23 protein-coding genes are annotated in these 24183 nt (G+C 62.2%); 7 read left to right on the forward strand and 16 right to left on the reverse strand.

The window, feature by feature from the left end; genetic code table 11:
* On the forward strand, window positions 1–161 hold a 161-nt coding region (locus tag JWR89_RS11490; RefSeq protein ID WP_299715937.1), incomplete at its 5' end, for a JAB domain-containing protein.
* 15 nt (window positions 162–176) lie between these two features.
* Here JWR89_RS11490 and JWR89_RS11495 read toward each other — a convergent pair.
* The 5 genes from JWR89_RS11495 to JWR89_RS11515 are packed head-to-tail and all read right to left on the reverse strand — an operon-like array spanning window position 177 to window position 4519.
* Window positions 177–866: an AprI/Inh family metalloprotease inhibitor gene (locus tag JWR89_RS11495; protein ID WP_299715940.1), complete on the reverse strand. Its 690-nt coding sequence runs from the start codon at window positions 864–866 to the stop codon at window positions 177–179.
* A gap of 17 nt (window positions 867–883) precedes the next feature.
* Window positions 884–1867 (reverse strand): 2-hydroxyacid dehydrogenase, encoded by a 984-nt coding sequence (locus JWR89_RS11500; protein WP_299715878.1) that lies wholly within the window; start codon window positions 1865–1867, stop codon window positions 884–886.
* Window positions 1867–2643 (reverse strand): ABC transporter permease subunit, encoded by a 777-nt coding sequence (locus tag JWR89_RS11505; RefSeq protein ID WP_299715943.1) that lies wholly within the window; start codon window positions 2641–2643, stop codon window positions 1867–1869. The genes JWR89_RS11500 and JWR89_RS11505 overlap by 1 nt, the downstream gene beginning before the upstream one ends.
* A gap of 56 nt (window positions 2644–2699) precedes the next feature.
* Complete coding sequence (locus tag JWR89_RS11510; protein WP_299715881.1) at window positions 2700–3488, reverse strand: ABC transporter ATP-binding protein; 789 nt, start codon at window positions 3486–3488, stop codon at window positions 2700–2702.
* 8 nt (window positions 3489–3496) lie between these two features.
* Window positions 3497–4519 (reverse strand): ABC transporter substrate-binding protein, encoded by a 1023-nt coding sequence (locus JWR89_RS11515; protein ID WP_299715884.1) that lies wholly within the window; start codon window positions 4517–4519, stop codon window positions 3497–3499.
* Between the two features lie 132 nt (window positions 4520–4651).
* Between JWR89_RS11515 and JWR89_RS11520 the strand changes: the two genes are divergently transcribed.
* From JWR89_RS11520 to JWR89_RS11530, 3 genes are all read left to right on the forward strand, one after another.
* On the forward strand, window positions 4652–5482 hold the full coding sequence (locus tag JWR89_RS11520; protein WP_299715887.1) for a creatininase family protein: 831 nt from the start codon (window positions 4652–4654) through the stop codon (window positions 5480–5482).
* Window positions 5483–5710: 228 nt separating this feature from the next.
* The gene (locus JWR89_RS11525; RefSeq protein ID WP_299715890.1) at window positions 5711–5986 is read left to right on the forward strand and encodes a hypothetical protein; all 276 of its coding nucleotides are present in this window, start codon (window positions 5711–5713) and stop codon (window positions 5984–5986) included.
* Window positions 5987–6352: 366 nt separating this feature from the next.
* Window positions 6353–8329, forward strand: coding sequence for a carbohydrate porin (locus tag JWR89_RS11530; protein WP_299715893.1), 1977 nt, complete (start codon window positions 6353–6355; stop codon window positions 8327–8329).
* A gap of 91 nt (window positions 8330–8420) precedes the next feature.
* Here JWR89_RS11530 and JWR89_RS11535 read toward each other — a convergent pair whose 3' ends face one another.
* Together JWR89_RS11535 and JWR89_RS11540 are read right to left on the reverse strand one after the other, a co-directional pair.
* On the reverse strand, window positions 8421–10046 hold the full coding sequence (locus JWR89_RS11535; RefSeq protein ID WP_299715896.1) for an FMN-binding glutamate synthase family protein: 1626 nt from the start codon (window positions 10044–10046) through the stop codon (window positions 8421–8423).
* A 141-nt stretch (window positions 10047–10187) separates the two neighbouring features.
* Complete coding sequence (locus JWR89_RS11540; protein ID WP_299715899.1) at window positions 10188–10961, reverse strand: ferredoxin--NADP reductase; 774 nt, start codon at window positions 10959–10961, stop codon at window positions 10188–10190.
* A 612-nt stretch (window positions 10962–11573) separates the two neighbouring features.
* Between JWR89_RS11540 and JWR89_RS11545 the strand changes: the two genes are divergently transcribed.
* Both JWR89_RS11545 and JWR89_RS11550 read left to right on the forward strand, forming a co-directional pair.
* Complete coding sequence (locus JWR89_RS11545; protein ID WP_299715902.1) at window positions 11574–12338, forward strand: hypothetical protein; 765 nt, start codon at window positions 11574–11576, stop codon at window positions 12336–12338.
* Window positions 12331–13650 (forward strand): cyanophycin synthetase, encoded by a 1320-nt coding sequence (locus JWR89_RS11550; RefSeq protein ID WP_299715905.1) that lies wholly within the window; start codon window positions 12331–12333, stop codon window positions 13648–13650. Before JWR89_RS11545 ends, JWR89_RS11550 begins: the two co-directional genes overlap by 8 nt.
* A 213-nt stretch (window positions 13651–13863) precedes the next feature.
* On the opposite strand, the gene JWR89_RS11555 is transcribed toward JWR89_RS11550, so the two are convergent.
* On the reverse strand, window positions 13864–14787 hold the full coding sequence (locus JWR89_RS11555; RefSeq protein ID WP_299715908.1) for an amino acid ABC transporter substrate-binding protein: 924 nt from the start codon (window positions 14785–14787) through the stop codon (window positions 13864–13866).
* A 7-nt stretch (window positions 14788–14794) separates the two neighbouring features.
* Entirely contained in the window at window positions 14795–16090 is a 1296-nt protein-coding gene (locus JWR89_RS11560) for a dicarboxylate/amino acid:cation symporter (protein WP_299715910.1), read from the reverse strand.
* Between the two features lie 217 nt (window positions 16091–16307).
* Here JWR89_RS11560 and JWR89_RS11565 point away from each other — a divergent pair, with 217 nt between their 5' ends.
* Window positions 16308–17309, forward strand: coding sequence for an NADP-dependent oxidoreductase (locus JWR89_RS11565; RefSeq protein ID WP_299715913.1), 1002 nt, complete (start codon window positions 16308–16310; stop codon window positions 17307–17309).
* A gap of 186 nt (window positions 17310–17495) precedes the next feature.
* On the opposite strand, the gene JWR89_RS11570 is transcribed toward JWR89_RS11565, so the two are convergent.
* The 7 genes from JWR89_RS11570 to JWR89_RS11600 all read right to left on the reverse strand — a co-directional run bounded on the left by JWR89_RS11570 (window position 17496) and on the right by JWR89_RS11600 (window position 24102).
* On the reverse strand, window positions 17496–18725 hold the full coding sequence (locus tag JWR89_RS11570; protein ID WP_299715916.1) for a cytochrome c: 1230 nt from the start codon (window positions 18723–18725) through the stop codon (window positions 17496–17498).
* A 10-nt stretch (window positions 18726–18735) separates the two neighbouring features.
* Window positions 18736–20499, reverse strand: coding sequence for a GMC family oxidoreductase (locus tag JWR89_RS11575; RefSeq protein ID WP_299715919.1), 1764 nt, complete (start codon window positions 20497–20499; stop codon window positions 18736–18738).
* Between the two features lie 3 nt (window positions 20500–20502).
* Window positions 20503–21252, reverse strand: coding sequence for a gluconate 2-dehydrogenase subunit 3 family protein (locus tag JWR89_RS11580; protein WP_299715922.1), 750 nt, complete (start codon window positions 21250–21252; stop codon window positions 20503–20505).
* A 96-nt stretch (window positions 21253–21348) separates the two neighbouring features.
* Window positions 21349–21606 (reverse strand): PilZ domain-containing protein, encoded by a 258-nt coding sequence (locus JWR89_RS11585; protein ID WP_299715925.1) that lies wholly within the window; start codon window positions 21604–21606, stop codon window positions 21349–21351.
* Window positions 21607–21750: 144 nt separating this feature from the next.
* The gene (locus tag JWR89_RS11590) at window positions 21751–22614 is read right to left on the reverse strand and encodes a LysR family transcriptional regulator (RefSeq protein WP_299715928.1); all 864 of its coding nucleotides are present in this window, start codon (window positions 22612–22614) and stop codon (window positions 21751–21753) included.
* Between the two features lie 363 nt (window positions 22615–22977).
* Complete coding sequence (locus tag JWR89_RS11595) at window positions 22978–23358, reverse strand: VanZ family protein (RefSeq protein WP_299715931.1); 381 nt, start codon at window positions 23356–23358, stop codon at window positions 22978–22980.
* Between the two features lie 105 nt (window positions 23359–23463).
* Window positions 23464–24102, reverse strand: a complete 639-nt coding sequence (locus JWR89_RS11600; RefSeq protein WP_299715934.1) for a flavin reductase family protein — start codon at window positions 24100–24102, stop codon at window positions 23464–23466.
* Window positions 24103–24183 lie beyond the last annotated feature (81 nt).

Consider the following 24183-nt stretch of genomic DNA (forward strand, 5'->3'; position numbering starts at 1 on the left):
TGCACAACCACCCCTCCGGCGACCCGACACCCTCCCAAGCCGATGTGCAGATGACCCGCTCGGTGATCGACGTCGCCAAACCGCTGGGAATCGCGGTGCACGACCACATTATCGTGGGGAAGAACGGGCATGCGAGTTTGAAGGGGCTGAAGCTGATTTGAGCCGGACGGCGCTTGTCAATTATTCCGCACTAATATCACCGGATCGGCGCTGTCCGGCATGCGGCGCCATTGCGCGTTGTCGTCGGCCTCAAAATGCCAGGTCTCGCCACTGGCGGATATCATCAGCAATTCGCCGCGCTCCAGCCGCCATACGGTGGGGGCAAAATTCGCCACCAGAGGGTCGCAGCGCGGTTTCAGGAACACCGCAAAATTGTCGGGCGTTGCTTCGGTGTTGGTCAGGGTCAGGCCGCAAATGGGGCGGCCGTTGCCGCGCACCACGGACCAGTCGCCGATCATCTGGTCCATCGACTTGGTCAGCGACCGCGCGGCGGCCAGGTTCTGCAGAATGTAGACGCCTTCGCCGGTGCGCAGGCCCTCGAAGATGCCGCTTTCGACTTCGGTGAAGTCGATCACCGACTGTCCGGCCGCGTCCTGCAGCCGCACGATGTCGAGGCCCTTGATGCTCCAGGCGGTGATCGCCTGGGTGAAAGGCAGCGCTTTCGGGCAGGCCGGTTCGAGCTCAAGTTTCAGGCCCTGCGGCGAGCTGTCGCCCTTCAGGGTGACGACGCAGGTCTTGCTGCGCTCGGTGGTAGACAACTCCCATTGTCCGACCATGCCCTTCTTCAGATTCGATGCGTCCTGCGCCCGCAGCGGCGCGCCGGCCATCGCGCAAGCGACGACCAGCGTGACGCAGCAGCTACGCATGGACGGAAGAGCCACGATCAGCGGCCTTTCACCGGCGTTTCCGGAAGCGGCGTCAGCGGCGCCTTGCCGGCGAACCAGAGCTTGAGGTTATCGACCACCAGTTGATCCATCGCGTTGCGCGTCACCACCGAGGCCGAGCCGACATGCGGCAGCAGCACCACGTTCTGCATCGCGCGCAGCTCATCGGGTACCTTGGGCTCCTGCGCAAACACGTCGAGCCCGGCGGCGAGGATGGTGCCGGATTTCAGCGCCGCGATCAGCGCCGGCTCGTCGATCACCGAGCCGCGGGCGACGTTGACGATGATGCCGCGTGGACCGAGCGCGCTCATTACTTCGGCATTGACCAGATTGGCGGTCGAGGCGCCGCCCGGCGTGATGACGATCAGCGTATCCACCGCCTTCGCCATCTCGATCAGGTTCGGATAGTGCTGGTGGGTGACGCCGTCCGCCGGCTTGCGCGAGTGGTAGACCACCGGCACCAGCGAGGCATCAAGCCGGCGCGCAATGGCCTGGCCGATACGGCCCATGCCGACCATGCCGACCTTGCGGTCGCGCAGCGAACCCACCGTAAGGGGATAAGGCTGCGTCAGCCACAGGCCGGAGCGGACGTAGCGGTCGGCCTTGATGAATTCGCGCGCGGTGGCGATGAGCAGGCCGAGCGCGGTGTCGGCGACTTCCTCGGTCAGCACATCCGGCGTGTTGGTGACGATAACGCCGTGCTCGCCGGCATGTTTGGCGTCGATGTGATCGTAGCCGACACCGAAGCTGGAGATGATTTCGAGCTTGGGAAAGCGCGACTGCACCGAAGCGTTCATCGGGACCAGGCCGGTGACCGCGATCGCGCGGACGCGGCCGAAGATATCGGCGGGCAGCCGCTCCAGATCGGCCAGCGTCTCGAATTTGTGCAAGACGTATTGATCTGAGAAACCCTGCTCGATGAGCGGCTTCGATGGCCCGTAGATCAGCAGGTCGATTTTGTCCGAAGAAATTCCCGAAGCCATCAATTTTCCTTTCGCAGTGCACTTTCGTGCCAGCGCCGCAATGCAACGTGTGAGACCAGCGCGAGGAGCATATAAATGACAACCCCGGCCGCAGAGAGCAACAGCAACGCGGCGAACATCCGGGGAATGTTGAGGCGATAGCTGGATTCCGAGATCCGATAGGCCAGGCCGGAACCTGCGCCCGCGGCACCGGCGGCGATTTCGGCGGCCACCGCGCCAATCAGCGACAATCCACCGGCAATCCGCAGCCCACCCAGGATATAGGGCAGCGCAGCGGGCAGCTTCAAATAACGCAGGGTCTGGCCGCGCGACGCACCATAGAGCTGAAACAGCCCCGCCAGATTCCGGTCCACGGAATTCAGCCCCAGCGTCGTGTTGGCCAGCACGGGGAAGAACGCCACGATCCAGGCGCAGACGACAACGGCAGTCTGCTGCGGCAGATAAATCAGCATCAACGGCGCAATCGCGATAACCGGCGTCACCTGCAGGACGATGGCATAGGGCAGCAAGGAGTATTCCAGCCAGCGCGACCGGTTGAACAGCAGCGCCAGCGCAATGCCGCCGATGGCGGCCGCGACAAAACCTTCCAGCGCGGTGAGCAGTGTCACGGCCAGCGAATCCGAAAGAATCGTCCAGTCCGAGATCAACGTGCTCAACACAAGCAACGGCCCGGGCAGCAGATAGGGCGGAATCTCGCCGATCCGGACAATCAGGTCCCACGCCACCACGCCGAGCGCGAAGACGACCAGCGGCGGCAGGATGCGCGGCCAGCGCATTTGCACGCGCGATGCGCCCGGCTCGCGGACGGCCGAGGGCAAAGGTTCGAGGCCGTTCATAAGCGGATCTCTTCACCGCTGGCCTGCATCAGCGCCTGCGAAACGTCGCGGCAATGCCCGGCATAGGCCATCGAGGTCCGGAATTCATCGCCGCGCGGTTCGGCCGCATCGATACGGCATTCCGCGCTGATCCGGCCGGGCCGCGACGTCATCACGACGACGCGCTGCGACAGGTACACCGACTCGAACACCGAATGGGTGACGAAGACGACGGTCTTGCCGAGCCTGCGCCACAACGCCAGCAGGTCGTTGTTGAGGCGAAAGCGGGTGATCTCGTCGAGCGCGGCGAAGGGCTCATCCATTAGCAGGATATCGGGATCGGTAACCAAGGCGCGTGCCAGCGACACCCGCATCTTCATGCCGCCGGACAGCTCGCGCGGAAAGGCATCGGCGAATTCGGCGAGCCCGACCTGCGCCAGCGCGTCGGCCACGCGGCCGTCCGACTCCGCCTTTGCCATATGCGCCAGCTTGAGTGGCAGCCGCACGTTTTCACGCACGTTGCACCAGGGCATCAGCGTCGGCTCCTGAAACACGAAACCAATGCTGTGGCCGCTCCGCGTCGCCGTATCGACGCTACCGGAGGTCGGCTGGATCAGGCCGGCAATGATGCGCAGCGCTGTGGATTTGCCGCAGCCCGACGAACCCAGCAATGAGACGAACTCGCCCTTGCGGATCGCGAGGTCAAGCGGGCCCAGCGCCACGGTCCCGTTGTCATAGACCTTGGTAACGCCGTGCAAACTGACAGCGTTAACATTGTTGCGGATGGACAAATCGGGATCGAGCATCGCGCCGGCTATTTCTTCGGCCTGAGATCGACGCCGACGCCCTTGTTGACGAACTGCAGCGTGTAGGACTGGCGATAGTCGATATCGCGCTTGACCACGCCGGCGCGCGACATCTTGTCGAAGAAGCTGGCGACGCGCGCCTCGGTCATGGCGCCGATGCCGTCCTTCAGCGTTGCGCCGGAATCGACGATGCCATACTCCTTCATCTTGCCGGTCGAATATGCCAGCAAGTCGTCGGTCATTTCCGGATTGAGCTTCTTGATCATCTCGTTGGCAGGTTTGTTGTCGCCGTAGAGATAATTGTACCAGCCGATGATGGACGCATCGACGAAGCGTTGCACCAGGTCAGGCTTCTTATCGACAAGGTCGCGGCGGGTCTCGATCAGCGTCGAATAGCCATCGAAGCCGTAGTCGGCGAGCAGCATCACGGTTGGCTTGAAGGCGGCCTGCTTCTCGACCACGAACGGTTCCGACGTGACGTAACCCTGCATGGCGCTGTTCTTGTCGACGATGAAGGGCTGCGCGTTGAAGGTGTAGGGCTTCACTTTGGAATCGCTGAAACCGAGTTCGGATTTCATCCACTGGAAGTAGCCGGCGACGCCCTCCTTGGAAATCAGCAGCGTCAGCGGCTTGAGGTCCTCGAGCTTGGTCACCTTGGGATTGGGGTGCGCCAGGAACACCTGCGGGTCCTTCTGGAACATCGCGGCGACCGCGACCACCGGGACCTTGTTGGCGACCGCGTCGAAGGACTGCAGGGTATTCGCGCTCATGAAGAAGTCGAGCTTGCCGGAAATCAGCAGAATGCGGTTATTCACATTGGGGCCGCCCGGCACAATGGTGACGTCGAGCCCGTAGCTCCGATAAGTGCCATCCGCGACCGCCTGGAAAAACCCGCCGTGCTCGGCCTCGGCGACCCAGTTGGTGCCGAAACTAACCTTGTCGAGCTTGGTTTCGGCTGCCGCCGGCGACCACCCGGCCACCGTGACCGATGTGCCGAGGATTAACGCTCGCAGCAGGGAAACCGGGCTCATATTGGACTCCGTTGGCGGTTTTGGCCCATGATGGCAATGAACCGGGTGGTACAGGCCTTCGGCCCGACTGGCTACCCGCCGCCGGGGATCGCCGACAAACTACCCCGCAAATTCAGGCAAAGAAACGTTCCCATGACTTCCGCCAAGACTCCCGGCATGCCGCCCCGCGACTGGACCGCTATCCACTGGCCTGACATCGCCCGCGGCGATCCCTCCGAGTGGATCGCCGTACTGCCATTGGCCGCCACCGAGCAGCACGGCCCGCATCTGCCTCTCGGCACCGACATCATGATTGCCGAGGCCTATCTCGCCGAGGTGCGGAAGCGGCTTCCCGAGTCGATCCCGACGATATTCCTGCCGCTGCAACCGGTCGGCATCTCCACCGAGCACCTCGCTTTTCCCGGCACGCTGACGCTTCCGACCGACGTCGCCTTGCAGAACTGGATGGCGATCGGCGAGAGCGTTTCGCGCGCCGGCATCCAGAAGCTGGTGATGGTCACCAGCCATGGCGGCAACAGCGCGGCGATGACGCTGGTGGCGCAGGACCTGCGCGCCGAATACGGCATGCTGGCGGTGACGACCGGATGGAACAGGTTCGGCGCGCCGGAAGGCCTGTTCACGGCGGAGGAATTGCGCCACGGCATTCACGGCGGCGCGGTGGAAACCTCGATCATGCTGGCACGCTATGAGCAGCATGTGCGCAAGGAAAAGATCGCGAATTTTGCGTCGGCAAGCATGGCGATGGATTCTGAATATCGCTGGCTGACGACTTCGCGGCCAGCGCCGTTCGCCTGGCAGGCGGAGGATCTTCACCCCGGCGGCGCCATCGGCGACGCAACGCAGGCGTCCGCTGAAAAAGGCGAGCAGTTGCTCGCACACGGTGCGCAGGCGTTCTGTGAATTGCTCGAAGACATCCACCGCTTCGATATGGTGGCTTTCAACAATGGACCGAGAAGCGGCTAGTCGCGGGCCCATCAACCGTCATTGCGAGCGAAGCGAAGCAATTCAGAAGTCCCATGCGCGGAAGAACTGGATTGCTTCGTCGCAAGTGCTCCTCGCAATGACGGGGGTGGGCGATGACACATTCCTGAAACCAAATAACTTGGCGCGATCTCGAACCCAACTGGAAAAGCTTCCGACCAACGGACATGCAGGTCACGATGGCCGCATTTCAAACGGATGGAGTTTCCTATGTCGATCAAGACCAAGATTGCCGCTTTTGCCGTCGTCGCCCTCACCGCCGCCGGCACCATCGCTTCCTCGACCCAGCAGGCCCAGGCCAAGGGTCCGGGCGTCGGCCTCGGCATCGCCGCCGGCGTCATCGGTGCCGCCGTCGTCGGCAGCGCCATCGCCGCCAACGGAGGCTATGGATACGACAACGGCTATGGCTACCGTCGCTGCGGCTATGTCCGCCAGTTCGACGCCTGGGGCAACTACGTTGGCCGCGTCCGCACCTGCAACTACTGATTTCTGATCTGATCGACTGAAGTGGATCTGCGTCCGACACGGGCGCCTCATCCACCCCGTGTCGCACCGACCCGTCCGGTTGTCCCCCCGGGCGGGTCATTTATTTTGGTGGTCATTCCACCGCTGAGATCCCGGAGCCACTGTTACTTAGTCGTCACAGTGGAATGCCATTCAAGATCCAGGCTGCGGCTGCTTATTGCTATTGCGAATTAGTTGCATCTATAATTGGGTACGAGCACGACGCATCGTTTGGCTCGGCCCCGATTTGAAGCAATTGTGCAATTCGCTGTAGCGACCGACGTTACGGACAAGCAAAACCGGAAATGACCAAGGCATGAGCCATTCGAACCTCTTTTGGAACCGCTCATGAAGCGCCTCTGGATTGGATGTGCGCTCGGAGCTGTCGTGATCGGGGGCTCGGCAAGAGCCGCGGACGTCCCGCCGGGAATGTCCGTCAAGGCGCCCCGACTGCAGCCGGTCCTGGACTGGACCGGCTTCTATCTCGGTGCCCATGCCGGCTTTGGGCGCGGCAATGCCCATGCGACGCTACGCGATCCTGCCGTGGCGGGCGTCAGCAGCGGTTTTGGCGGGCCGGTCGGCGGCCTGCAGGCCGGCTACAACGTTCAGCTGCCATCGGGGATCCTGCTCGGCCTTGAAGCCGATGTGACATTCCCGAATTATATCGACGGCAATTCCATCATTGCGACGGTCGGCACCGCCAACTCCTCCGTCCTCCAGCAGATGGACTATTCCGGCAGCCTGCGGGGCCGCATCGGCACCGTCGCTGGACCGTGGCTGGCTTACGCCACCGGCGGCCTGGCCTTCATGGGCGAGCGGTTCGTCAATTCGCCGACAGTCGGTGAGGAGGAAAAGCAGGTCAGCATGCGGATCGGCTGGAGCGCCGGCGCTGGCGTCGAATATGCCTTCGCGCCGCACTGGACTGCCCGCCTCGAATATCTCTACAGCCGCTTCGGCGATGCCCATGTGCAGTTCGCATCCGGCGCGCAGGTTCAATCCGCGACGGATTTCCAGATGCTGCGCATCGGGCTCAACCGTCGTATCGACTGGACGCCCGGTAGTGTGCCGAAACTGGCCGGAATCGCCGATCCGGAATCCGACCGCTGGGAAATTCACGGCCAGACGACGTATCTGGGACAAGGCTACCCGTCGTTCCGCGCGCCCTATACCGGCGCCAACAGCTTCACGCCGGCTCCGCAATACCAGGCGACCTGGAGCAACAGCCTGTTCCTCAATGCGCGGCTGTGGGAGGGCGGCGAGGTCTACTACAATCCCGAATTGCTGCAGGGATTTGGACTCAACAACACCGTTGGTGCTGCCGGCTTTCCCAACGGCGAAGCACAGAAGTCGAACTTCCCCTATCCGCATTACAACACGTCGCGACTGATCCTGCGCCAGACCTGGGGATTTGGCGGCGAACAGGAAGAACTCGCCAGCGGCCCGACCCAGCTGGCCAGCAAGGTCGACGTCTCCCGCCTGACGGTGCAGGCCGGCAAGTTCGCGGTGATGGATATTTTCGACGGCAATGCCTACGCCAAGGACACCCGCAAGGACTTCATCAACTGGTCGATGTGGGCGCCCGGCGCTTTCGACTATTCCGCCGACAAGGTCGGCCTGACCTATGGTGCCACCGCCGAGTTCAACCAGAAGCAATGGGCCTTGCGCGCCGGCTATTTCCTGATGGGGGACGTCTCGAACTCGAACAACTTCGACACCAAGGTTTTCCAGCGTGGCAGCTATGTGCTCGAACTGGAAACGCGCTACACGCTGTTCTCGCAGCCCGGAAAAATCCGCACCATCGGCTGGCTGAACAGCGCCTTTTCTGGCAGCTACCGCGATACGCTGAACAATCCCGCGTTCAATCTCGACATTGCACAGACCCGACAGGGCCGCCTCAAATATGGCTACGTCGTCAGCGTCGAGCAGGCGCTCAACGATGACATCGGCCTGTTCGCGCGCTGGAGTTGGAACGATGGCAAGACCGAGATCATGGCCTTCACCGATATCGATTCCAGCCTGTCGCTCGGCACGTCGATCAAGGGTACGCGCTGGGGCCGGCCGACCGACGTCGTCGGCATCGGCGGCGCCATCAACGGGTTGTCCAACGATCATCGCGACTTTATCGCAGCCGGCGGCTTGGGCGTTTTGATCGGCGATGGCCAGTTGAACTACCGGCGCGAGCGCGTGCTCGAAACCTACTACGCCTACGCGCTCAACAAGCAATTGACCCTGACCGCTGATTACCAGTTGATCACCAATCCCGCCTATAACGCCGACCGCGGTCCGGTGTCGGTGTTTTCAGGTCGACTGCACGGAGAGTTCTAGTCGCACCGATCTCGTTCCCGGATGCACAAAAACCGGGATCCCGGATCTGCGAGGCAGCACTTCGTGCTGCATCGCGTCCGGGAAACCCGACCTACCCCGCCGGCGCGAACGAATCCGCGCGCGCCATATCCCAGGCTTCGCGGAAGCGCGCGTCGCCGGTGCCGTTGAGCAGTTCGCCGGGCCGTAGTGGCGGGTAGAGCCGCGTGAACGACAACACATCGGTGCCCGAGGCACGGTGCGAGAAGTGGATCGGACGGATCTGCTGCGGATGCTCGAGGCCGGCCGCAGCGATCAGCTCGGCCAGTGCGTGCAGCGTGGCCCGATGATAGTTGTAGACCCGCTCGGCCTTCAACGGCACCACCAGCGCACGGCTGCGCAGCGGGTCCTGCGTGGTCACGCCGGTGGGACAGCGATCGGTATGGCAGCTCAGCGACTGGATGCAGCCGAGCGAGAACATGAAGCCTCGCGCCGAATTGCACCAGTCGGCCCCGAGCGCCATGGCACGGGCGATGTCGAAGGCGGTGGCGATCTTGCCAGCGGCGCCGATCTTGATGCGGTCGCGCGCGCCGATGCCGACCAGCGCGTTGTGGACGAAATTGACGCCCTCGCGCATCGGCATGCCTAGATGATCCATGAATTCCAGCGGCGCGGCCCCCGTGCCGCCCTCCTTGCCATCCACCACGATGAAGTCCGGATAGATCCCGGTCTGCAGCATCGCCTTGCAGATCGCGAGAAATTCCCAGGGGTGGCCGATGCACAGCTTGAAGCCGGCCGGCTTGCCGCCGGATAGCCGGCGCATCTCGCCGATGAATTCCATCATCTGCAGCGGTGTCGAAAATGCCTTGTGATAGGCCGGCGAAATGCAGTCCTCGCCCATGGCAACGCCGCGAATCCGCGAAATCTCCTCCGACACTTTCGCGGCGGGCAGCACCCCGCCATGGCCGGGCTTGGCGCCCTGGCTGACTTTCAGTTCGACCATCTTAACCTGATCGTTCGACGACAGCCTGGCAAAGTCCGGCGCGTTGAACGAGCCATCGCGGTTGCGGCAGCCGAAATAGCCGGAGCCGATCTCCCAGATCAGGTCGCCGCCCATTTCCTGGTGATAGGGGCTGATGCCGCCTTCGCCGGTATCATGGGCAAAGCCGCCCTTCTTGGCGCCGGCATTGAGCGCGCGCACCGCGTTCGGGCTCAGCGCGCCAAAGCTCATGGCGGAGATGTTGAACACCGATGCCGAATACGGCTGCGTGCAGTCCGGCCCGCCGATGGTGATGCGGAAGGGCTCGGTGGCATGGGGCTTCGGCGCCATCGAGTGGTGCATCCACTCGTACCCCTCTTCATAGACGTCTCTCTGGGTGCCGAACGGCCGCTTGTCGAGCACCATCTTGGCGCGCTGATACACCACTGCGCGGGTGTCGCGGCTAAACGGCATGCCGTCCTTTTCGCTCTCGAAGAAATACTGCCGCATCTCCGGCCGAATTTCTTCGAGCAGGAAGCGCATATGCGCCGCGATCGGATAGCTGCGCAGGATCGCGTGGTCCTTCTGCAGCAGGTCGTGAATGCCGAGGATGGTGAGCCCGCCGAATACCAGGATAGGGATCACTACCAGATTGATCACCTTGGGATCGAACAGCCCGATGCCGAGCAGCAGCAGCGTGACAACGCTGCAGATCGTCAGGACAATGTAGCGCGGCGAAAAGGGCAGCAATAACGTTTCCATAGAACCCTGCTCTGAAATGGCTGCGCAAGGTTTACACTATTTCCAATGACACGGGCATCACAACGCGCGGCCGGTCAAAACGACAAAACCCGCGCCGGAGCGCGGGTTTTGCAATGCGGAAACGCCGGACGCGAAGATGCGTCAGCGCTCGACGAAAGCCTTCTCGATGACGAAGTGGCCGGGTGTAGAGTGGCTGCCTTCGGTGAAACCGCGGGCCTCGAACAGCACCTTGAGATCTTCCAGCATATGCGGGCTACCACACATCATGACACGGTCGGTCTCGATATCGAGCGGCGGCAGGCCGATGTCGTTGAACAGCTGCTCGGATGTGATGAGATCGGTGATCCGGCCGCGGTTGCGGAACGGCTCGCGGGTCACCGTCGGGTAGTAGGTGAACTTGTCCTTCATCAGCTCGCCGAACAGCTCGTCCTCGACCAGCGTGTTGACCACCCGTTCGCCATAGGCCAGCTCGGAAACCTGGCGGCAGCCGTGCACCAGCACGACTTGCTCGTAGCGCTCGTAAATGTCCGGGTCCTTGATCAGGCTGGCGAAGGGCGCCAGGCCGGTGCCGGTGGAGAGCAGCAACAGCCGCTTGCCGGGAAGCAGGTTGTCGGCAATCAGCGTGCCGACCGCCTTGCGGCCGACCAGGATGGTATCGCCTTCCTGGATCTTCTGCAGCCGCGAGGTCAGCGGACCGTTGGCGACCTTGATGCTGAAGAATTCAAGCGATTCCTCGTGATTGGCGCTCGCCATGCTGTAGGCGCGCAGCAGCGGCTTACCGTCAACCTCAAGGCCGATCATCGCGAACTGGCCGTTCTGAAAACGAAAGCTGGCATCTCGGGTGGCGGTAAAGCTGAAAAGCGTGTCCGTCCAATGCTTGACGGAAAGAACTTTCTCTCGATGGAAGGCACTCATGAGATCTGATTTTCCAGTACGGGCTTCGTTAGAACAATTACATCGTTCAGGTGTTTCACACCGCCGAGAAACCCTTGCGGCTATTGGCTATTTCAGCCTTCTCGCATCTGCGAGTTGACAATTAGTCAAAGAACCCATGAAGCGCAATTGCGGACTCAGCGGGGCAGCCGATTAATTTTGCAGACCAGTTACGACACGTTCGGCGCCGCGTCTCGGATTGACATAAAATTACCCTGCGTCGCCACATATTGACGACTTATTACCGACGGGGTCAGGCTAGATAGGCGGAACTCGATCGCGTAGGCTGCGGCCGGATACCCCGACATTATTGCGGAGCGATCCGTCCATCATTCGCGCAGATCAGAGCTCATGCCGACCCTTCACGGCCTTCGGGCTGCAAAGCCCCCATTTTACCCTGATCAATCCATCTACGCGGAATATGCCTGCCGCGTCTTCGGCCTGGATTTCGTCGATATCGACGCGGGGACTGGCCTGGTTTTCACCGTCGGTTCGCCCACCCGGACCGTCGCCTTTGGCGCCGGCCGCGGCTCGTTCTTTCCGCAGAACAGCGCGACCGCGGCGACGCTGGCCAACGACAAGTATTTTGCCAGCGTGGTGCTGGAAAAATCCGGCGTCGCCACGCTCGGCGGCCAGTACTTCTTCCTGCACGAGCGCTACCGCGACCACCGCGCGCCGGGCCACGAACGTGCCGATGCGCCGGCCTATTTTCGGCAGCTCGGCGGCTCGGCCTTCCTCAAGCCGCTGGCGGGATCGCGCGGGGACTTCGCGCAGCCGATCCGCAGCGAGGCCGCACTTGCGGCGTATCTTGACGAGGTATCGCGCTACTACGATTCCGTGCTGATTCAGCCCATCGCCTCGGGGCGTGAGTACCGGATCTTCCTGCTGGATGACGAGGTCATCTACGCAACCCGGAAAACGCCGCCTTCCTTGACGGGCGATGGCATTCGTTCCGTCAGGGAATTGCTGGCCGCTGACGACATTGCCCTGCATGCTCGTGGAATCTCATCAGCCGCCGCACCCTGCAATCACTGCGCCCTTGAAATGGTATTGGCCAAGGGCGAACAATGGGCGATTCCCGGACGGATGAATCGCAGCGCAGGTGGAACGATGCAGTTTGAATCGCCTGAAAACGAACACGCCGCGTTCGCCATGGCCCAGCATGCCGCACGCGCGCTCGGTCTACGCGCCGCCGCCGTCGATCTGTTTACCGATGTCGGCGGCGATTGCGACGCCCTGCGTGTCATCGAGGTCAACGCCAATCCGTCGATCCGCTTTCTGGAAGACAGTGGCCGCCCCGAGCTGATCCTGAAAATCTGGCGCCATACTTTTGCGGCGATCGGGCTGCTCGATGTTTAATCTGCCTAAATTTGGCGAAGGCATCTGCCTGTCCCGGCTGGCAGCCTTGCTCGATGCGCTGTCGATCGACCGCGTGCGGCTGCAGCGTCATTCCGTCGTGGTTACCGGGTCAAACGGCAAGGGCAGCGCTGCGGCTTTCTGCGCCTCCATCGGAACGGCTTGTGGCCTGCGTACCGGGCTGTTTACCTCCCCGCACCTGTATCGCTTCAACGAACGCTTCCAGATCGATGGTGTGCAAATCGGCGACGAGGCGCTGGCAGACATGGTCCTCAGGGTCGCCACCGCCATTGCCGATCTGGCCAAGCATGGCTTGACCAACACGTTCGGCGCATTCGAGGCGCAGTTCGCTTTGGCCTGCCTGTACTTTCAGGAATCCGACTGCGAATTCGCGGTGTTCGAGGCTGGCATCGGCGGGCGCTACGATCCGGTGCGGCTGGTCGGCGCGCTGAACACCTGCGTGACCTCGATCGACTACGAACACGTCAACCTGCTCGGCCATTCGCTAGAACTGATTGCGTCTGACAAGAGCGACGCCTGCGCGGCAGGCGGCACCATTGTCTATGGCGAGAATTGCCGGCCGCTGCAGCGCCATCTCGGTGAGTATCTCCGCCATCGCGATGTCGCCAGCCTCTTTGTCCGCGACCGGATTGCAATCGACAACGAGGCGATGTCTGTCACCGGTCAACGCTTCGACTTCCAGCTGGGCGAACACCACATCGACGGGCTTGAGATGTCCGTGCCGGGTGACTTCCAGTTCAACAATGCCGCGATCGCCGCCGCATTGTTTCTGCTGTGGTCGAAGCGGACGCATCCGTCACGCGCGAATGAAGCGCTCGAGGCCGCGGTAAGAGCCGGCATCCGCGCAACGCGCTGGCCGGGACGGCTCGAAATCATACAGAAGGAGCCGCTCACCATCGTGGATGTCGGCCATACGCCGGACGGTGTGTCGCAGGCTCTAAAGAGCCTGCGGGCCATCCATGGTGATGAGGGCTGGCTGCTGGTACTCGGCGTGTCCGGCGACAAGAACGTCGATGGGATAGCGCGGCATCTGGCGCCGTCGTTCGACAACATCGTCTGCACCAGCGCGCATCACAAGGGAGCCGACGCGCGGATCGTCGGTGCCGCCGCGCGCAAGGCCAATGCCGGCGCCAAGATTCATGTCGCCAACACCATGGAAGCTGCGGTTCGGATCAGCCAGCAACAGGCGAAGACATCGAACTGGAAGGTTTATGTGGCGGGCGGGCTATTCGTGGCGATCGAATACGCCACGGTACTGCGCGGCGGCCGGGCGCAGGATCTGCAGTTCTTTTGAGGCGCACAGGCCTCTCGACGTCATTGCGAGCCCGCGAAAATCGCCGAAGGCGAATTTCGCGGAGCGAAGCAATCCAGAGCCACAAGCGAAGACTGGATTGCTTCGTCGCAAGTGCTCCTCGCAATGACGGGGAGAGAGATAGCCGAGATGAACATCTCGGGTTTCCGGGTCCGCGCGCGGCTGTCGCCGCTTGCGCCCCGGAATGACCGCAAGTCAGTTCGTGCCGCCGGCGGAATCGTCGAGCACCTTGAAGCTTTCCTCGAGCTGAGGCGAGATCGAGACGCCCATGCGTTCCCCGGTCGGCAGCCGAGCAATGAACCATTTGTTGTAGAGCGGGATCAAATCCCGATTCGAGCCGAGCCGGCGAAACGCGCGCTCGACGACCGCCGCGAGCTGCGGTTCGCCCTTCCTGAACATGATGCCGTAGGGATCGTAGGACAGGTAGTCGCCGACCACGCGAAACCTGTCCTGCGACTTGTGCCGCGCGATCAGGCCGGACAGCAGGATATCATCGGTGGCGAAGGCATCAGCCTTGCCATCGACCAGCATCTGGTAGGACTGCTCGTGGTCCGGCGACACCACGATGTTGAGGCCGAGCGCGAATTTCGCATCCACCGCGTGCATCGCCTGCTCGTTGGTGGTGCCCTTGGTCACCACGATGGTCTTGCCCTTGAAGTCCGTGGGCGCCACCGCCTTCGTCGTTTTCGGTACCATCAGTTTGGTGCCGGCGACGAACATCAGCGGCGAGAACGCCACCTGCTTGCGGCGCTCTGCATTGGCCGTGGTCGATCCGCATTCCAGATCGATCAGGCCATCGACGACCGCCGGAATGCGGCTTTCCGAAGTCACCTTGACGTATTCGATCCGGAGCGCGGCATCGTCGACCTCGATGCCGATATCCTCGACGATGGCCTCGCAGAGTTCGAGGCTGTAGCCGATCGGGCGATTGGCCTGATCGAGGAACGAAAACGGCGGCGAGCTTTCGCGATAGCCGAGCCGCACGGTGTGCGATTTCTTGATGGCGGCCAGCGTGGGGCTGAGCCCCTCGCCAGATGTCTGCGCCATCGCGGCAGTTGTCAGCAGCAACGCCGCGAGCAACCAGCCGCTTCGGATCGATGTCGTCACAGCGCGGCGCATGGCAGCCTCATCCGTGCCCGAGGGCGGGGATCTCGCCGGGGATCATGTCGCCGGGCACCACGTCGTCGGGACCGAGTTCATGCTCGGGCGCGAGCTCGCCTTCCCATTTCGCCACCACCGCCGTGGCCAGCGAGTTGCCGATCACATTGGTGGCGCTGCGGCCCATGTCGAGGAAGGTATCGATGCCCATGATCATCAGCAGCCCCGCCTCGGGAATGTTGAACTGGCTAAGCGTCGACGCGATCACCACCAGGGAGGCGCGCGGCACACCGGCGACGCCCTTCGAGGTGATCATCAGCGTTGCCAGCATCGCTAGCTGGGTGCCGAGCGACATCTCGATATGATAGGTCTGCGCGATGAAAATACTGGCGAAAGTGCAGTACATCATCGTGCCATCGAGATTGAACGAATAGCCCAGCGGCAGCACAAAGCTGGAGATCCGCGACGACGCGCCGAAGCGATTGAGGCCCTCCAGCGTCTTCGGATAGGCAGCTTCCGAACTGGCCGTGGAGAACGCGATCATCAGCGGCTCGCGGATCAGCCGCAGCAGATGGCTGTATCGCGGCCCGATGACCACGAAGCCGACCACCACGAGGATGCCCCACAGGATCATCAGCGACAGATAGAAGCCGCCCATGAACACGATCAGCTTCCACAGCACGCCGAGGCCGTTCTTGGCCACGGTGGCCATGATCGCCGCCCACACCGCCAAGGGCGCGAACAGCATCACATAGCCGGTGACCTTCAGCATGATGTGGCCGAGGTCGTCGATCAGCGCCAGCATCGGCTTGGAGCGTTCCGGCATCGCCCCCATCGCAACCGCAAAAAACACCGCGAAGATCACGATCTGCAGGATTTCGTTCTGCGCCATCGCGTCCGCGATCGAGGTCGGGATCAGATGCGTCAGGAATTTCTCGATCGAGAAGGCCGACACAGGCAGGCCGGTGGACTGGCCCGCGGCCGGCAAGGTGCCGGGGAAATTCGCGCCGGGCTGCAGCAGATTGACCATCACCAGGCCAAGCAGCAACGAGATAAAGGAGGCACTGACGAACCAACCCATGGTCTTGGCGAAGATGCGGCCGAGCTTGGAGCCGGAACCCATATGGGCGATGCCGCCGACCAGGGTCGCGAATACCAGCGGCGCGATAATCATCTTGATCAGGCGCAGAAACAGCATGGCGATCAGGTTGACGTCCGCAGCGATTTCGACCCGGCTATCCGGGAAGTAGTTGAAAACAATCGTCCCCATCACGATGCCAAGCGCCATCGCGATCAAGATGTACTGCGTAAATCTGTTCGACATTCCTGGACCCCCGTCACATTTACCTGCGACAGTCTGTCATATTGAGCGCGACACGCAACAGGCTTGTCCCGCTATGCTATCATTCGGCGGAAAATACCCGTTGTGGATTGCCGCACTGCCGAATAGTTTGATCGCCAACTACAAAAACTGTGCAATTGATCGTTTTATGCGCGGCGATTGCATCAAAGAGCGACAAAGTCATCGGGGAGAAAATGCCATGAGCGCTTCCATCAATCATCAGGTGCTGCTGGTCGAGAAGCCCACCGGAAAATTGGGGCCTGAACATTTCAAGATGTCGGAAGGCAGGATTCCCGAGCCGCAGGACGGCGAAGCTTTGCTGCGCGTGCGCTACATCTCGCTCGACGCCGCCAATCGGGCGTGGATGCATGGCGCGACCTACCGCGCTGCGGTAGAGGCGAATACGGTGATGGCCGGCGGCGGCATCGCCGAGGTGGTGTCATCGAAGGCGCCGGGGCTGAAGCCCGGCGACATCGTGTTCGGCGACACCGGCTGGCAGAACTATGCCGCGGTGCCGGCGAAGCATCTCAGCAAGATGCCGAAGCTGGAGCCGATGACTCACCTGCTCAGCGTCTATGGTATCGCCGGGCTGACCGCCTATTTCGGTCTGCTCGACGTCGGCAAGCCCAAGGCCGGCGAGACCGTGGTGGTGTCCGCCGCGGCCGGTTCGGTCGGCTCCATCGTCGGACAGATTGCGAAGATCAAGGGCTGCCGCGTGGTGGGGATCGCCGGCGGCAAGGACAAATGCGACTGGCTGACGCGTGAGCTCGGCTTCGACGCTGCGGTCGATTACAAGGACGGCGCGGTATTCAAGGCGCTGAAGGCCGCCGCGCCGGATGGCATCGATGTGTATTTCGACAATGTCGGCGGCGATATTCTGGAGGCCTGCTTGGCGCAGATGAATTTGCGCGGCCGCATCGCGTGCTGCGGCGCCATCTCGCAATATGACGGCGCGCCCTCGGCCACCGGGCCGCGCGGCGTGCCAGGGCTGATCGTGGTGAAGCGTCTCGTCATGCAGGGCTTTATCGTGATGGATTACATGAACCAGCGCGATGCGGCGCTGGCCGAGCTGCAGGCCTGGGTGGCGTCGGGACAGCTAAAAGTGCAGGAGGACGTCATCGACGGCCTCGAGAACACCCCGCAGGCGCTGATCGGATTGCTGGCCGGCGAGAACCGCGGCAAGCGCATGATCAGGGTGTGAGGGTGCGGCCCGAGGGAAAGGCACCCTTGCGTCGCGCTCCTCTTCCTTCTCCCCCTGTGGGAGAAGGTGGCGCCGACGCAGTCGGCGTCGGATGAGGGGGTTTTCGCAACGGAGCGCAACACCACCCCTCACCCGTCTTCGCTTCGCGAAGCCACCCTCTCCCACAAGGGGAGAGGGAAAGAAGAGCTACGGCGTTTTCGTCAATGACGCGCGCTGATCGGCTACGGCACCTGCCGGCACCGCGGCGGCGGCGTTGCCCCAGCTGTTGCGGATATAGGTCAGCACGGCGGCAACCTGCGCATCGTTAAGTCGCCAATCGAATGCCGGCATCGCCGGAGCCGTCGGCGCGCCGACGGTTGATACCGCGCGGGTCCCGCTCAGCACCACATGGGCCAGCGTGGTCGGATCGTCCGATTGCACCAGCGCACTGCCGGCGAGCTTCGGGAACAGCCCGGTATCGCCGGTGCCGCTGTCCCTGTGGCAGGCGGCACAGTTGTCCTTGTAGATCGCCGCGCCCGCGCGCATCGCATTGTCGCTGGCAGCGATCGGTGTCGGCTTCGCCGAGTTGCCGCCGACGCCTGAATCCTTCAGGTAGGTGGCGATCGCTGCAATATCCTCGTCGTTCATCTGCGAGGTCGAATGGGTGATCGCTTCGGACATCGGCCCCGAGGCCAGGGTGAAGGAATTGACCCCTGTCTTGAGATACTGCGCGAGGTCTTCCTTCGACCAGGCGCCGATGCCCTTGCGGGTGTCCGTGGTGATGTCGGGCGCGAACCAGCCCTGCAGCGTTCCGCCCACCAGGGGCATCGCCGTCTTGTCGCCGCCGAGCAGCGTCTTCGGCGTGTGGCAGGTGCCGCAATGCGCGGGGCCTTCAACGATGTAGGCGCCGCGATTCCATGCCGCCGATTTCTGCGGATTGGGCTGGAAGCGACCGGGGGTGAAATTCAGCCAGTTCCAGAACACCATCGCGAGGCGGATGTTGAGCGGGAACGGCAGCTGGTTGGAGACCACCTCGTTGCGCACCGGCTGCAGCGTCTTGAAATAGGCCCGCATCGAACGGACGTCGTCTTCGCTCATCTTGGTGTAGGCAGGATACGGCATCGCCGGATATAGCCGGCGGCCGTTGTGGCCGCGGCCTTCATGCAGCGTGGCGACGAATTCGTCGTCGGTCATGTTGCCGATGCCAGTCTCGCGGTCCGGCGTGATGTTCGGCGCCACCAGCTTGCCGAACGGTGTATCCAGCGCCAGGCCGCCAGCAAAGGACGCGCCACCCGGCGCGGTGTGGCAGCCGGCACAATCGCCGAGTATGGAAAGATAACGACCGCGCTCGACGCGATCGAAACTTTGCGGGTCTTGGGCGAGCGCAGAACTGGTGAGCGATCCGAAAACAACAGCGGCGAGGAGAGAACGGTTCATCATTCTCACCTTAAACCAGCGGACCGGGATTTTTCAGATAGCGATTCTTGATGGCGTCCGCAGTCCAGTAGGCCAGCGCACCGACCGTTCCGGTCGGGTTGTAGCCGTGATTCTGCGGGAACACCGAAGCGCCGCCGGGCACGAATACGTTGGAGACGTCCCAGCTCTGGCAATAGCGGTTGACCACTGAAGTCTCCGGATCCGCCCCCATCACCGTGCCGCCGGTGTTGTGCGTCGTCTGATAGATCGTGCTGTTCCACGGCCCCTTGCGCGGGCTGGCGGTCATCTCCACCGGATCGAGTGCTTTGGCAATTTCAGCAAGGCGATCGGTGAGAAACTGCGACATCTTGATTTCATTGTCCTTGAAATCGAATGTCATCCGCATCAACGGCCGGCCGAGGTGATCCTTGTAGGTCGGATCGAGATCGAGATAGCAATCGCGATAGCTGTAGGAACTGCCGTGGGTCGAGATGCCGTAACCACTGTTATAGGTCTCCGCGGCGGCCTTCTTCCACTGCGCGCCCCATTTCGGCGTGCCCTTCGGCACCGGCATCGTCGTGATCGGACGTGCACCGGTCTGGCCCGAGCCCATATAGCCGCCGCCGAAGAAGCCGAGATCCTTGTGGTCGAAATTGTCGCCGTTGAACTCGTCGATCATCATGCCGCCGGATCCGGTGGCGATGAAAGAATTGAGCGCCTTGTCCTTCAGGATCATCGAGACGCCCGAGGTCGTCTGGTAGGCGTAGTTGCGACCGACCACGCCCTTGCCGGTGACCGGATCGTAGGGTTTGCCGATTCCCGACAGCAGCATCAGCCGCACGTTGAACAACGAAAACGCGCAAACCAGCACGATGTCGGCGGGCTGTTCCCACTCCTCACCGGACGTGTCGACATAGGTCACGCCGGTGGCGCGCTTGCCGGTGGAATCCAGATTGACCCGGGTCACCTCGGACTCGGTCTGCACGGAAAAATTCGGCAGCCGCATCAGGGCCGGCAACACGCAGACCTGCGGGCTCGCCTTGGCATAGTTGCCGCACCCGAAGCGTTCGCAGAATCCGCAATAGGTGCACTGCCCCATCGTGACTCCCAGCGGATTCGTGTAGGCCTCGCTGATATTGCCGGACGGCCGTGGGAACGGCTTGTAGCCGAGCTTGGTCGCGGCCTCGGCGAACAACGCGGAGCCGTAATTCTGCTTCAGCGGCGGCGTCGGATATTCCGATGAACGCCAGCCTTCGAACGGATTGCCCCCGGCCTGCTTGACGCCGTTGAGATTGCCGGCCTTGCCGGAAATGCCGGCCAGCTTCTCGAACCGATCGTAATACGGCTCGAGTTCGTCATAGGTAACCGGCCAGTCCTGAATGGTCATGTCGGCCGGGATCTTGTCGGCGCCGTAGCGCTCTTCGAGATGGCTGCGCAGGTTGAAATCGCTCGGCAGGAAGCGCCAGGTCTGGCCGTTCCAGTGCACGCCGGCGCCGCCGACGCCGTTGCCCGGCAGGAAGCCCGAGAAGCGGCGGATCGGCAACGCGGTTTGTGTCATGTTGTTGCGGACGGTCAGCGTTTCCTGCTGCGGCCGCAGGAACAGGTCGAGACGCACGCCGTAGCGCAGTTCATCCTGTGCGTAGCCCGGCGGAAAATCGGTCGCCGTATCGCGCCACGGGCCGCGCTCGATGGCGACGACATCGAGGCCCTGCTTGGCGAGTTCGTAAGCGAGAATAGATCCGGTCCAGCCTAGTCCGACAATGACGACGTCTTTGCGGGGAAGTTTACGTGCCATCGTCTATTCTTTCACTGTCCAGTCAGAGCGGCCCATGATGCTGACAGGCGGCAGCGGATATTTCTCGTTGTGGCGCTCAACCCAGTCGCGATAATCGTAACGCGCGCCGGGAAAGCCGACCATTTTCCAGCCGGCCATGTCGCGATTGCCGCCGTAGACGGGGTCGGCGAAGAAACCTTCCTGGGTATTCTGCAGCAGCAATGCAAAGAAGCCGGCGCCGTTGATCCCCTTCGGCTTGATCGCCCCGGTTTCAAGACCGGACAGGACCTTGTCCTGATCGGCTGCTGCCAGATCGTGGAAGGATTTGCCGGCAAAACTCGACTTCACATAGTCGGCGATCGCAGCAAGGCCGGCGCGATAGCGGACGGCGGGCATGTCGGGAGATTGATATCCCTGCGATGCAGCACCCGGCATGAACGGGGGGTGCAGATAAAGTCCGGCGCCGACGCCATAGGGACCGGCCAATTGCCTGTCGATGTACACCGCGCATCCGGCATCCTTGCCGCCGGGCCCGCTCTCGTCCGGCGGGATCAGTCGATCGACAGCAGCTTCAACGGTTGCGGCTTCGTCCGGGGTGAAGAACATCCACGGTCCGGCGCGGACCTGAAGCGGCGGCGATGCGGTGCCGGGCTCCCATGGCATTCCCTGCGTGATGGTGCGGGCGCGGGCCGCGGTGCCGGCAACCAGCAGCGCGGCGGTGGAAATCAACAGCGAACGCCGCGAGAGCGGCGAAAGCCGGGAGCCATGCATCATCGTTTCGACTCCGGATTACAACGATTCTAACGTTGCTCAGGAACGATGACATTTAGCTAGTCAATTGGTCGTGTTGCCGCGCATGGCTGGACTGCATTACGGCGCGTCCGCCGGATCGAACGCGATTCCGATGCGTTTTTCCTTTCGCCACACCACGCGGCAGCGCCGGCGCACGCCGTCGGCTGGCACCACCAGGACGAACTCTTCCGGGATGCCGAGCGGGCTCGCCACATCGAGCGCGGCTCCGGTCTCGGAAACATTTCGAACCGTGCAATCGATGGCACCGCCGTCGAAACAGATCGAAGCGCCTTTGAGCGTACGGTTGCGCGGATTGCGACGGTTTTCTGAAATCATGCCATTCCATGCAGGTAGTGATCATGCCGGCTTCGATCCCACGCGCGGCATCTCGGCGACATGTCAGACGTCACAGTCTTCTACTGTTCCTACAACCATCCGGGTCGAAGTCACGAACTCACTGACGCACCGAGCGGTCGGAAATCAGATTGCGAGAAACTTGGCGAGAAGATCATCGAGCAGCTTGCGGTTCTTCTCGCGGAATCCGGCGCGGGCGCACAGAAAGATCTTCGGCGAGCCGGGGGCCGGAAGATAGTACTCATTGGCCGCTATCAGCGGGGCCGGAACCAGTCGCTTCGGCAGGATGGTGAGACCGACGCCGGCTTTGGCCGCCTCGATCCGCGCATGATAATCCGGGCTCGAAAAGGCGATGCGATACACCATCCCCTTGCGTTCCAGCGCCTGGATCATGAGATCGTGGGTGATCTGGCCGGGCCACGTCAACAGCGGCACCGGCGCCCCCGGGCTCAATGTGAAGTCTTTCGCCCTGACCCACGTCACCTCATCCTCGCGCTGCCCGATCACATCGATGCTGGAGTCGGGCGGCAAATCGGTCAGACTGAGAAACAGTCCGATATCGATGAATCCATCGCGCAGACATTTCGAGATTTCGGCGGAGTTATCGGCGTAGATGCAGATATTGGCCATGTCGGCCTTGCTCATGGTCTCCAGCATCTTCTGCGCATATACGTTGCTGAGGCCCAGCCGGATCGAATTGTCCTCAGGCGATGTGCCGCGCAATAACAGTAGCTGATCGTTGGCTTCCAGAATCTTGCGTGCCTGGGTGAGGACGAGCTTTCCCAGTTCAGTGGTCGATGACCCGTTGGCTGATTTCTCGAAGATGCTGCCGCCGACGGCGTGTTCAATGCGCTTGATCTGCGAGCTGATGGCGGGCTGGCTTAGTCCCAGCAACTTGGCCGCTTTGGTAATACTTCCCGCTTCGGAAATTCCAACCACCGAGCGCATGATCTCCGTGGGAATACTCAAATGCTGATAGCGTCGATGCATGACACTTCGTCCTTTGAGATCGACGCCTTCCCGCCCTACGTGATTGCAGGATACGAGGGCATCTTACCAAAGCCATGGGCCATCGGGAGTGATCGTGGCCAAACCGTTTCTTGGATGATCGTAAATTGTAGGAACACCGTACTCTCCTTCCTGAGTTGTATCGGTCTCATTTGACACACCCTAGGCAATTCGGTCGCTCCATCGTTATTGCGCCAACGAGCGGTACGTCCATACCCGTGCAAGACGGATTGATGCCAGGACCGGCGTGCGCGGACGGGCGCCGGCCGCACAATCTCAAATCTTTATTTTCAGCGATGGATTCGTCGTAGCGAGTCGATCACCTGATTACGCGGCGCGCGTCGATCATATCGCTGCGGGCGGATCGCGATCCTGGATAGAGGCACCCGCGAAGGCCGCGAAAAGGCGAACCAGCACGAACGAGACGCCTACGCCGACCACGCCGCCGGCGAGTTTGACCGCCGCGTCCAAAGGCTCGCCGTGACGATCGGGCGTGAGATGCTGCATCGCTTCCAGCACAACGGCAATACCCGCCACCATCGCGAGTACCGTCCAAAATCGCCTCGGATAGGCCAGGCCGAACAGCATGCCCACGGCAGCATAGGCGCCGAAGCGCTCGACGCCAACGCTGCCCAGGTGTGGCCGCAGCCCGATCGGCGACAGCGTGGCGAACACGATTACGCCGAGGATGGCCCACGCTGCGGCGATCAGGATTTTTCGTAGCATGGTAGCGTCATAGCCTATCTTGTGCAGATCGCTGCGGAATGTCGTCGCCGACGGTTAATGCCGGCCTTTGGTGGATATGCTCAACGCCCATGGATCGCGTGCCGATCAGCGATCGTTGCGCAGCTGCCAGCTTTCGAAAGTGTCAGGCTTGATCTCGAAACGATCCTGCATCCGGGCATACATGGTGCCGGCGACACGGCCGACCGGCATGTAGTTGTCGTAGTCAGTGCGCAGGGTTTCGGGATCGACGATGCCGTCGCGCACCTGGATGCCCAGCACCTCGCCGACCAGCAGGTCGCGCTCGGCGCCGAAATTCATCAGCGTCACCTTGCGGCATTCCAGCGCGGCGGGCGCGCCGGCCAGATGCGGCACGGCCACGTGCACCCCGGGCGCCATCGGCAGCTTCAGCGCGTCGGGCTCGCCGATGCCGGCGGGAAAGCCGATCGAGCAATCCACCATCGAAGCGGCCAGCGCCTCGTCCACCATGTTGATGACGAACAGGCCGTTGGCGCGGACGTTGCGCGTGGTGTCCTTGGGCGACTGATCGGCCTTGACCTGCAGGCCGACAACCACCAGCGGCGGCTTCTCGGAAAAAACGTTGAAGAACGAGAACGGCGCTGCGTTGACGATTCCGTCGCTCGAGATGGTGGTGATCAGCGCAATCGGACGGGGCACCACCAGGCCGCACAGCAGTTTGTAGCGCTCTGCCGCGCTCAGCGTCGCGAAATCAAAATCGATGGCCATGGCCGTTCCTTGCATGGTGCATTGCAGCGTCATCTAGGACGCAGCAAGGAACGCCGTCAACGCCGCTCCGGGGAACTTACC

The sequence above is a fragment of the Tardiphaga sp. genome (assembly GCF_028290785.1).
Classification (GTDB): Bacteria; Pseudomonadota; Alphaproteobacteria; order Rhizobiales; family Xanthobacteraceae; genus Tardiphaga.

What these genes read in the sequence shown, in the direction of transcription:
- JWR89_RS11495 (WP_299715940.1), bottom strand. Translation starts at nt 866, where the DNA reads ATGCGTAGCTGCTGCGTCACGCTGGTCGTCGCTTGCGCGATGGCCGGC.
- JWR89_RS11500 (WP_299715878.1), bottom strand. Translation starts at nt 1,867, where the DNA reads ATGGCTTCGGGAATTTCTTCGGACAAAATCGACCTGCTGATCTACGGG.
- JWR89_RS11505 (WP_299715943.1), bottom strand. Translation starts at nt 2,643, where the DNA reads ATGCGCTGGCCGCGCATCCTGCCGCCGCTGGTCGTCTTCGCGCTCGGC.
- JWR89_RS11510 (WP_299715881.1), bottom strand. Translation starts at nt 3,488, where the DNA reads ATGCTCGATCCCGATTTGTCCATCCGCAACAATGTTAACGCTGTCAGT.
- JWR89_RS11515 (WP_299715884.1), bottom strand. Translation starts at nt 4,519, where the DNA reads ATGAGCCCGGTTTCCCTGCTGCGAGCGTTAATCCTCGGCACATCGGTC.
- JWR89_RS11520 (WP_299715887.1), top strand. Translation starts at nt 4,652, where the DNA reads ATGACTTCCGCCAAGACTCCCGGCATGCCGCCCCGCGACTGGACCGCT.
- JWR89_RS11525 (WP_299715890.1), top strand. Translation starts at nt 5,711, where the DNA reads ATGTCGATCAAGACCAAGATTGCCGCTTTTGCCGTCGTCGCCCTCACC.
- JWR89_RS11530 (WP_299715893.1), top strand. Translation starts at nt 6,353, where the DNA reads ATGAAGCGCCTCTGGATTGGATGTGCGCTCGGAGCTGTCGTGATCGGG.
- JWR89_RS11535 (WP_299715896.1), bottom strand. Translation starts at nt 10,046, where the DNA reads ATGGAAACGTTATTGCTGCCCTTTTCGCCGCGCTACATTGTCCTGACG.
- JWR89_RS11540 (WP_299715899.1), bottom strand. Translation starts at nt 10,961, where the DNA reads ATGAGTGCCTTCCATCGAGAGAAAGTTCTTTCCGTCAAGCATTGGACG.
- JWR89_RS11550 (WP_299715905.1), top strand. Translation starts at nt 12,331, where the DNA reads ATGTTTAATCTGCCTAAATTTGGCGAAGGCATCTGCCTGTCCCGGCTG.
- JWR89_RS11555 (WP_299715908.1), bottom strand. Translation starts at nt 14,787, where the DNA reads ATGCGCCGCGCTGTGACGACATCGATCCGAAGCGGCTGGTTGCTCGCG.
- JWR89_RS11560 (WP_299715910.1), bottom strand. Translation starts at nt 16,090, where the DNA reads ATGTCGAACAGATTTACGCAGTACATCTTGATCGCGATGGCGCTTGGC.
- JWR89_RS11565 (WP_299715913.1), top strand. Translation starts at nt 16,308, where the DNA reads ATGAGCGCTTCCATCAATCATCAGGTGCTGCTGGTCGAGAAGCCCACC.
- JWR89_RS11570 (WP_299715916.1), bottom strand. Translation starts at nt 18,725, where the DNA reads ATGAACCGTTCTCTCCTCGCCGCTGTTGTTTTCGGATCGCTCACCAGT.
- JWR89_RS11575 (WP_299715919.1), bottom strand. Translation starts at nt 20,499, where the DNA reads ATGGCACGTAAACTTCCCCGCAAAGACGTCGTCATTGTCGGACTAGGC.
- JWR89_RS11580 (WP_299715922.1), bottom strand. Translation starts at nt 21,252, where the DNA reads ATGATGCATGGCTCCCGGCTTTCGCCGCTCTCGCGGCGTTCGCTGTTG.
- JWR89_RS11585 (WP_299715925.1), bottom strand. Translation starts at nt 21,606, where the DNA reads ATGATTTCAGAAAACCGTCGCAATCCGCGCAACCGTACGCTCAAAGGC.
- JWR89_RS11590 (WP_299715928.1), bottom strand. Translation starts at nt 22,614, where the DNA reads ATGCATCGACGCTATCAGCATTTGAGTATTCCCACGGAGATCATGCGC.
- JWR89_RS11595 (WP_299715931.1), bottom strand. Translation starts at nt 23,358, where the DNA reads ATGCTACGAAAAATCCTGATCGCCGCAGCGTGGGCCATCCTCGGCGTA.
- JWR89_RS11600 (WP_299715934.1), bottom strand. Translation starts at nt 24,102, where the DNA reads ATGGCCATCGATTTTGATTTCGCGACGCTGAGCGCGGCAGAGCGCTAC.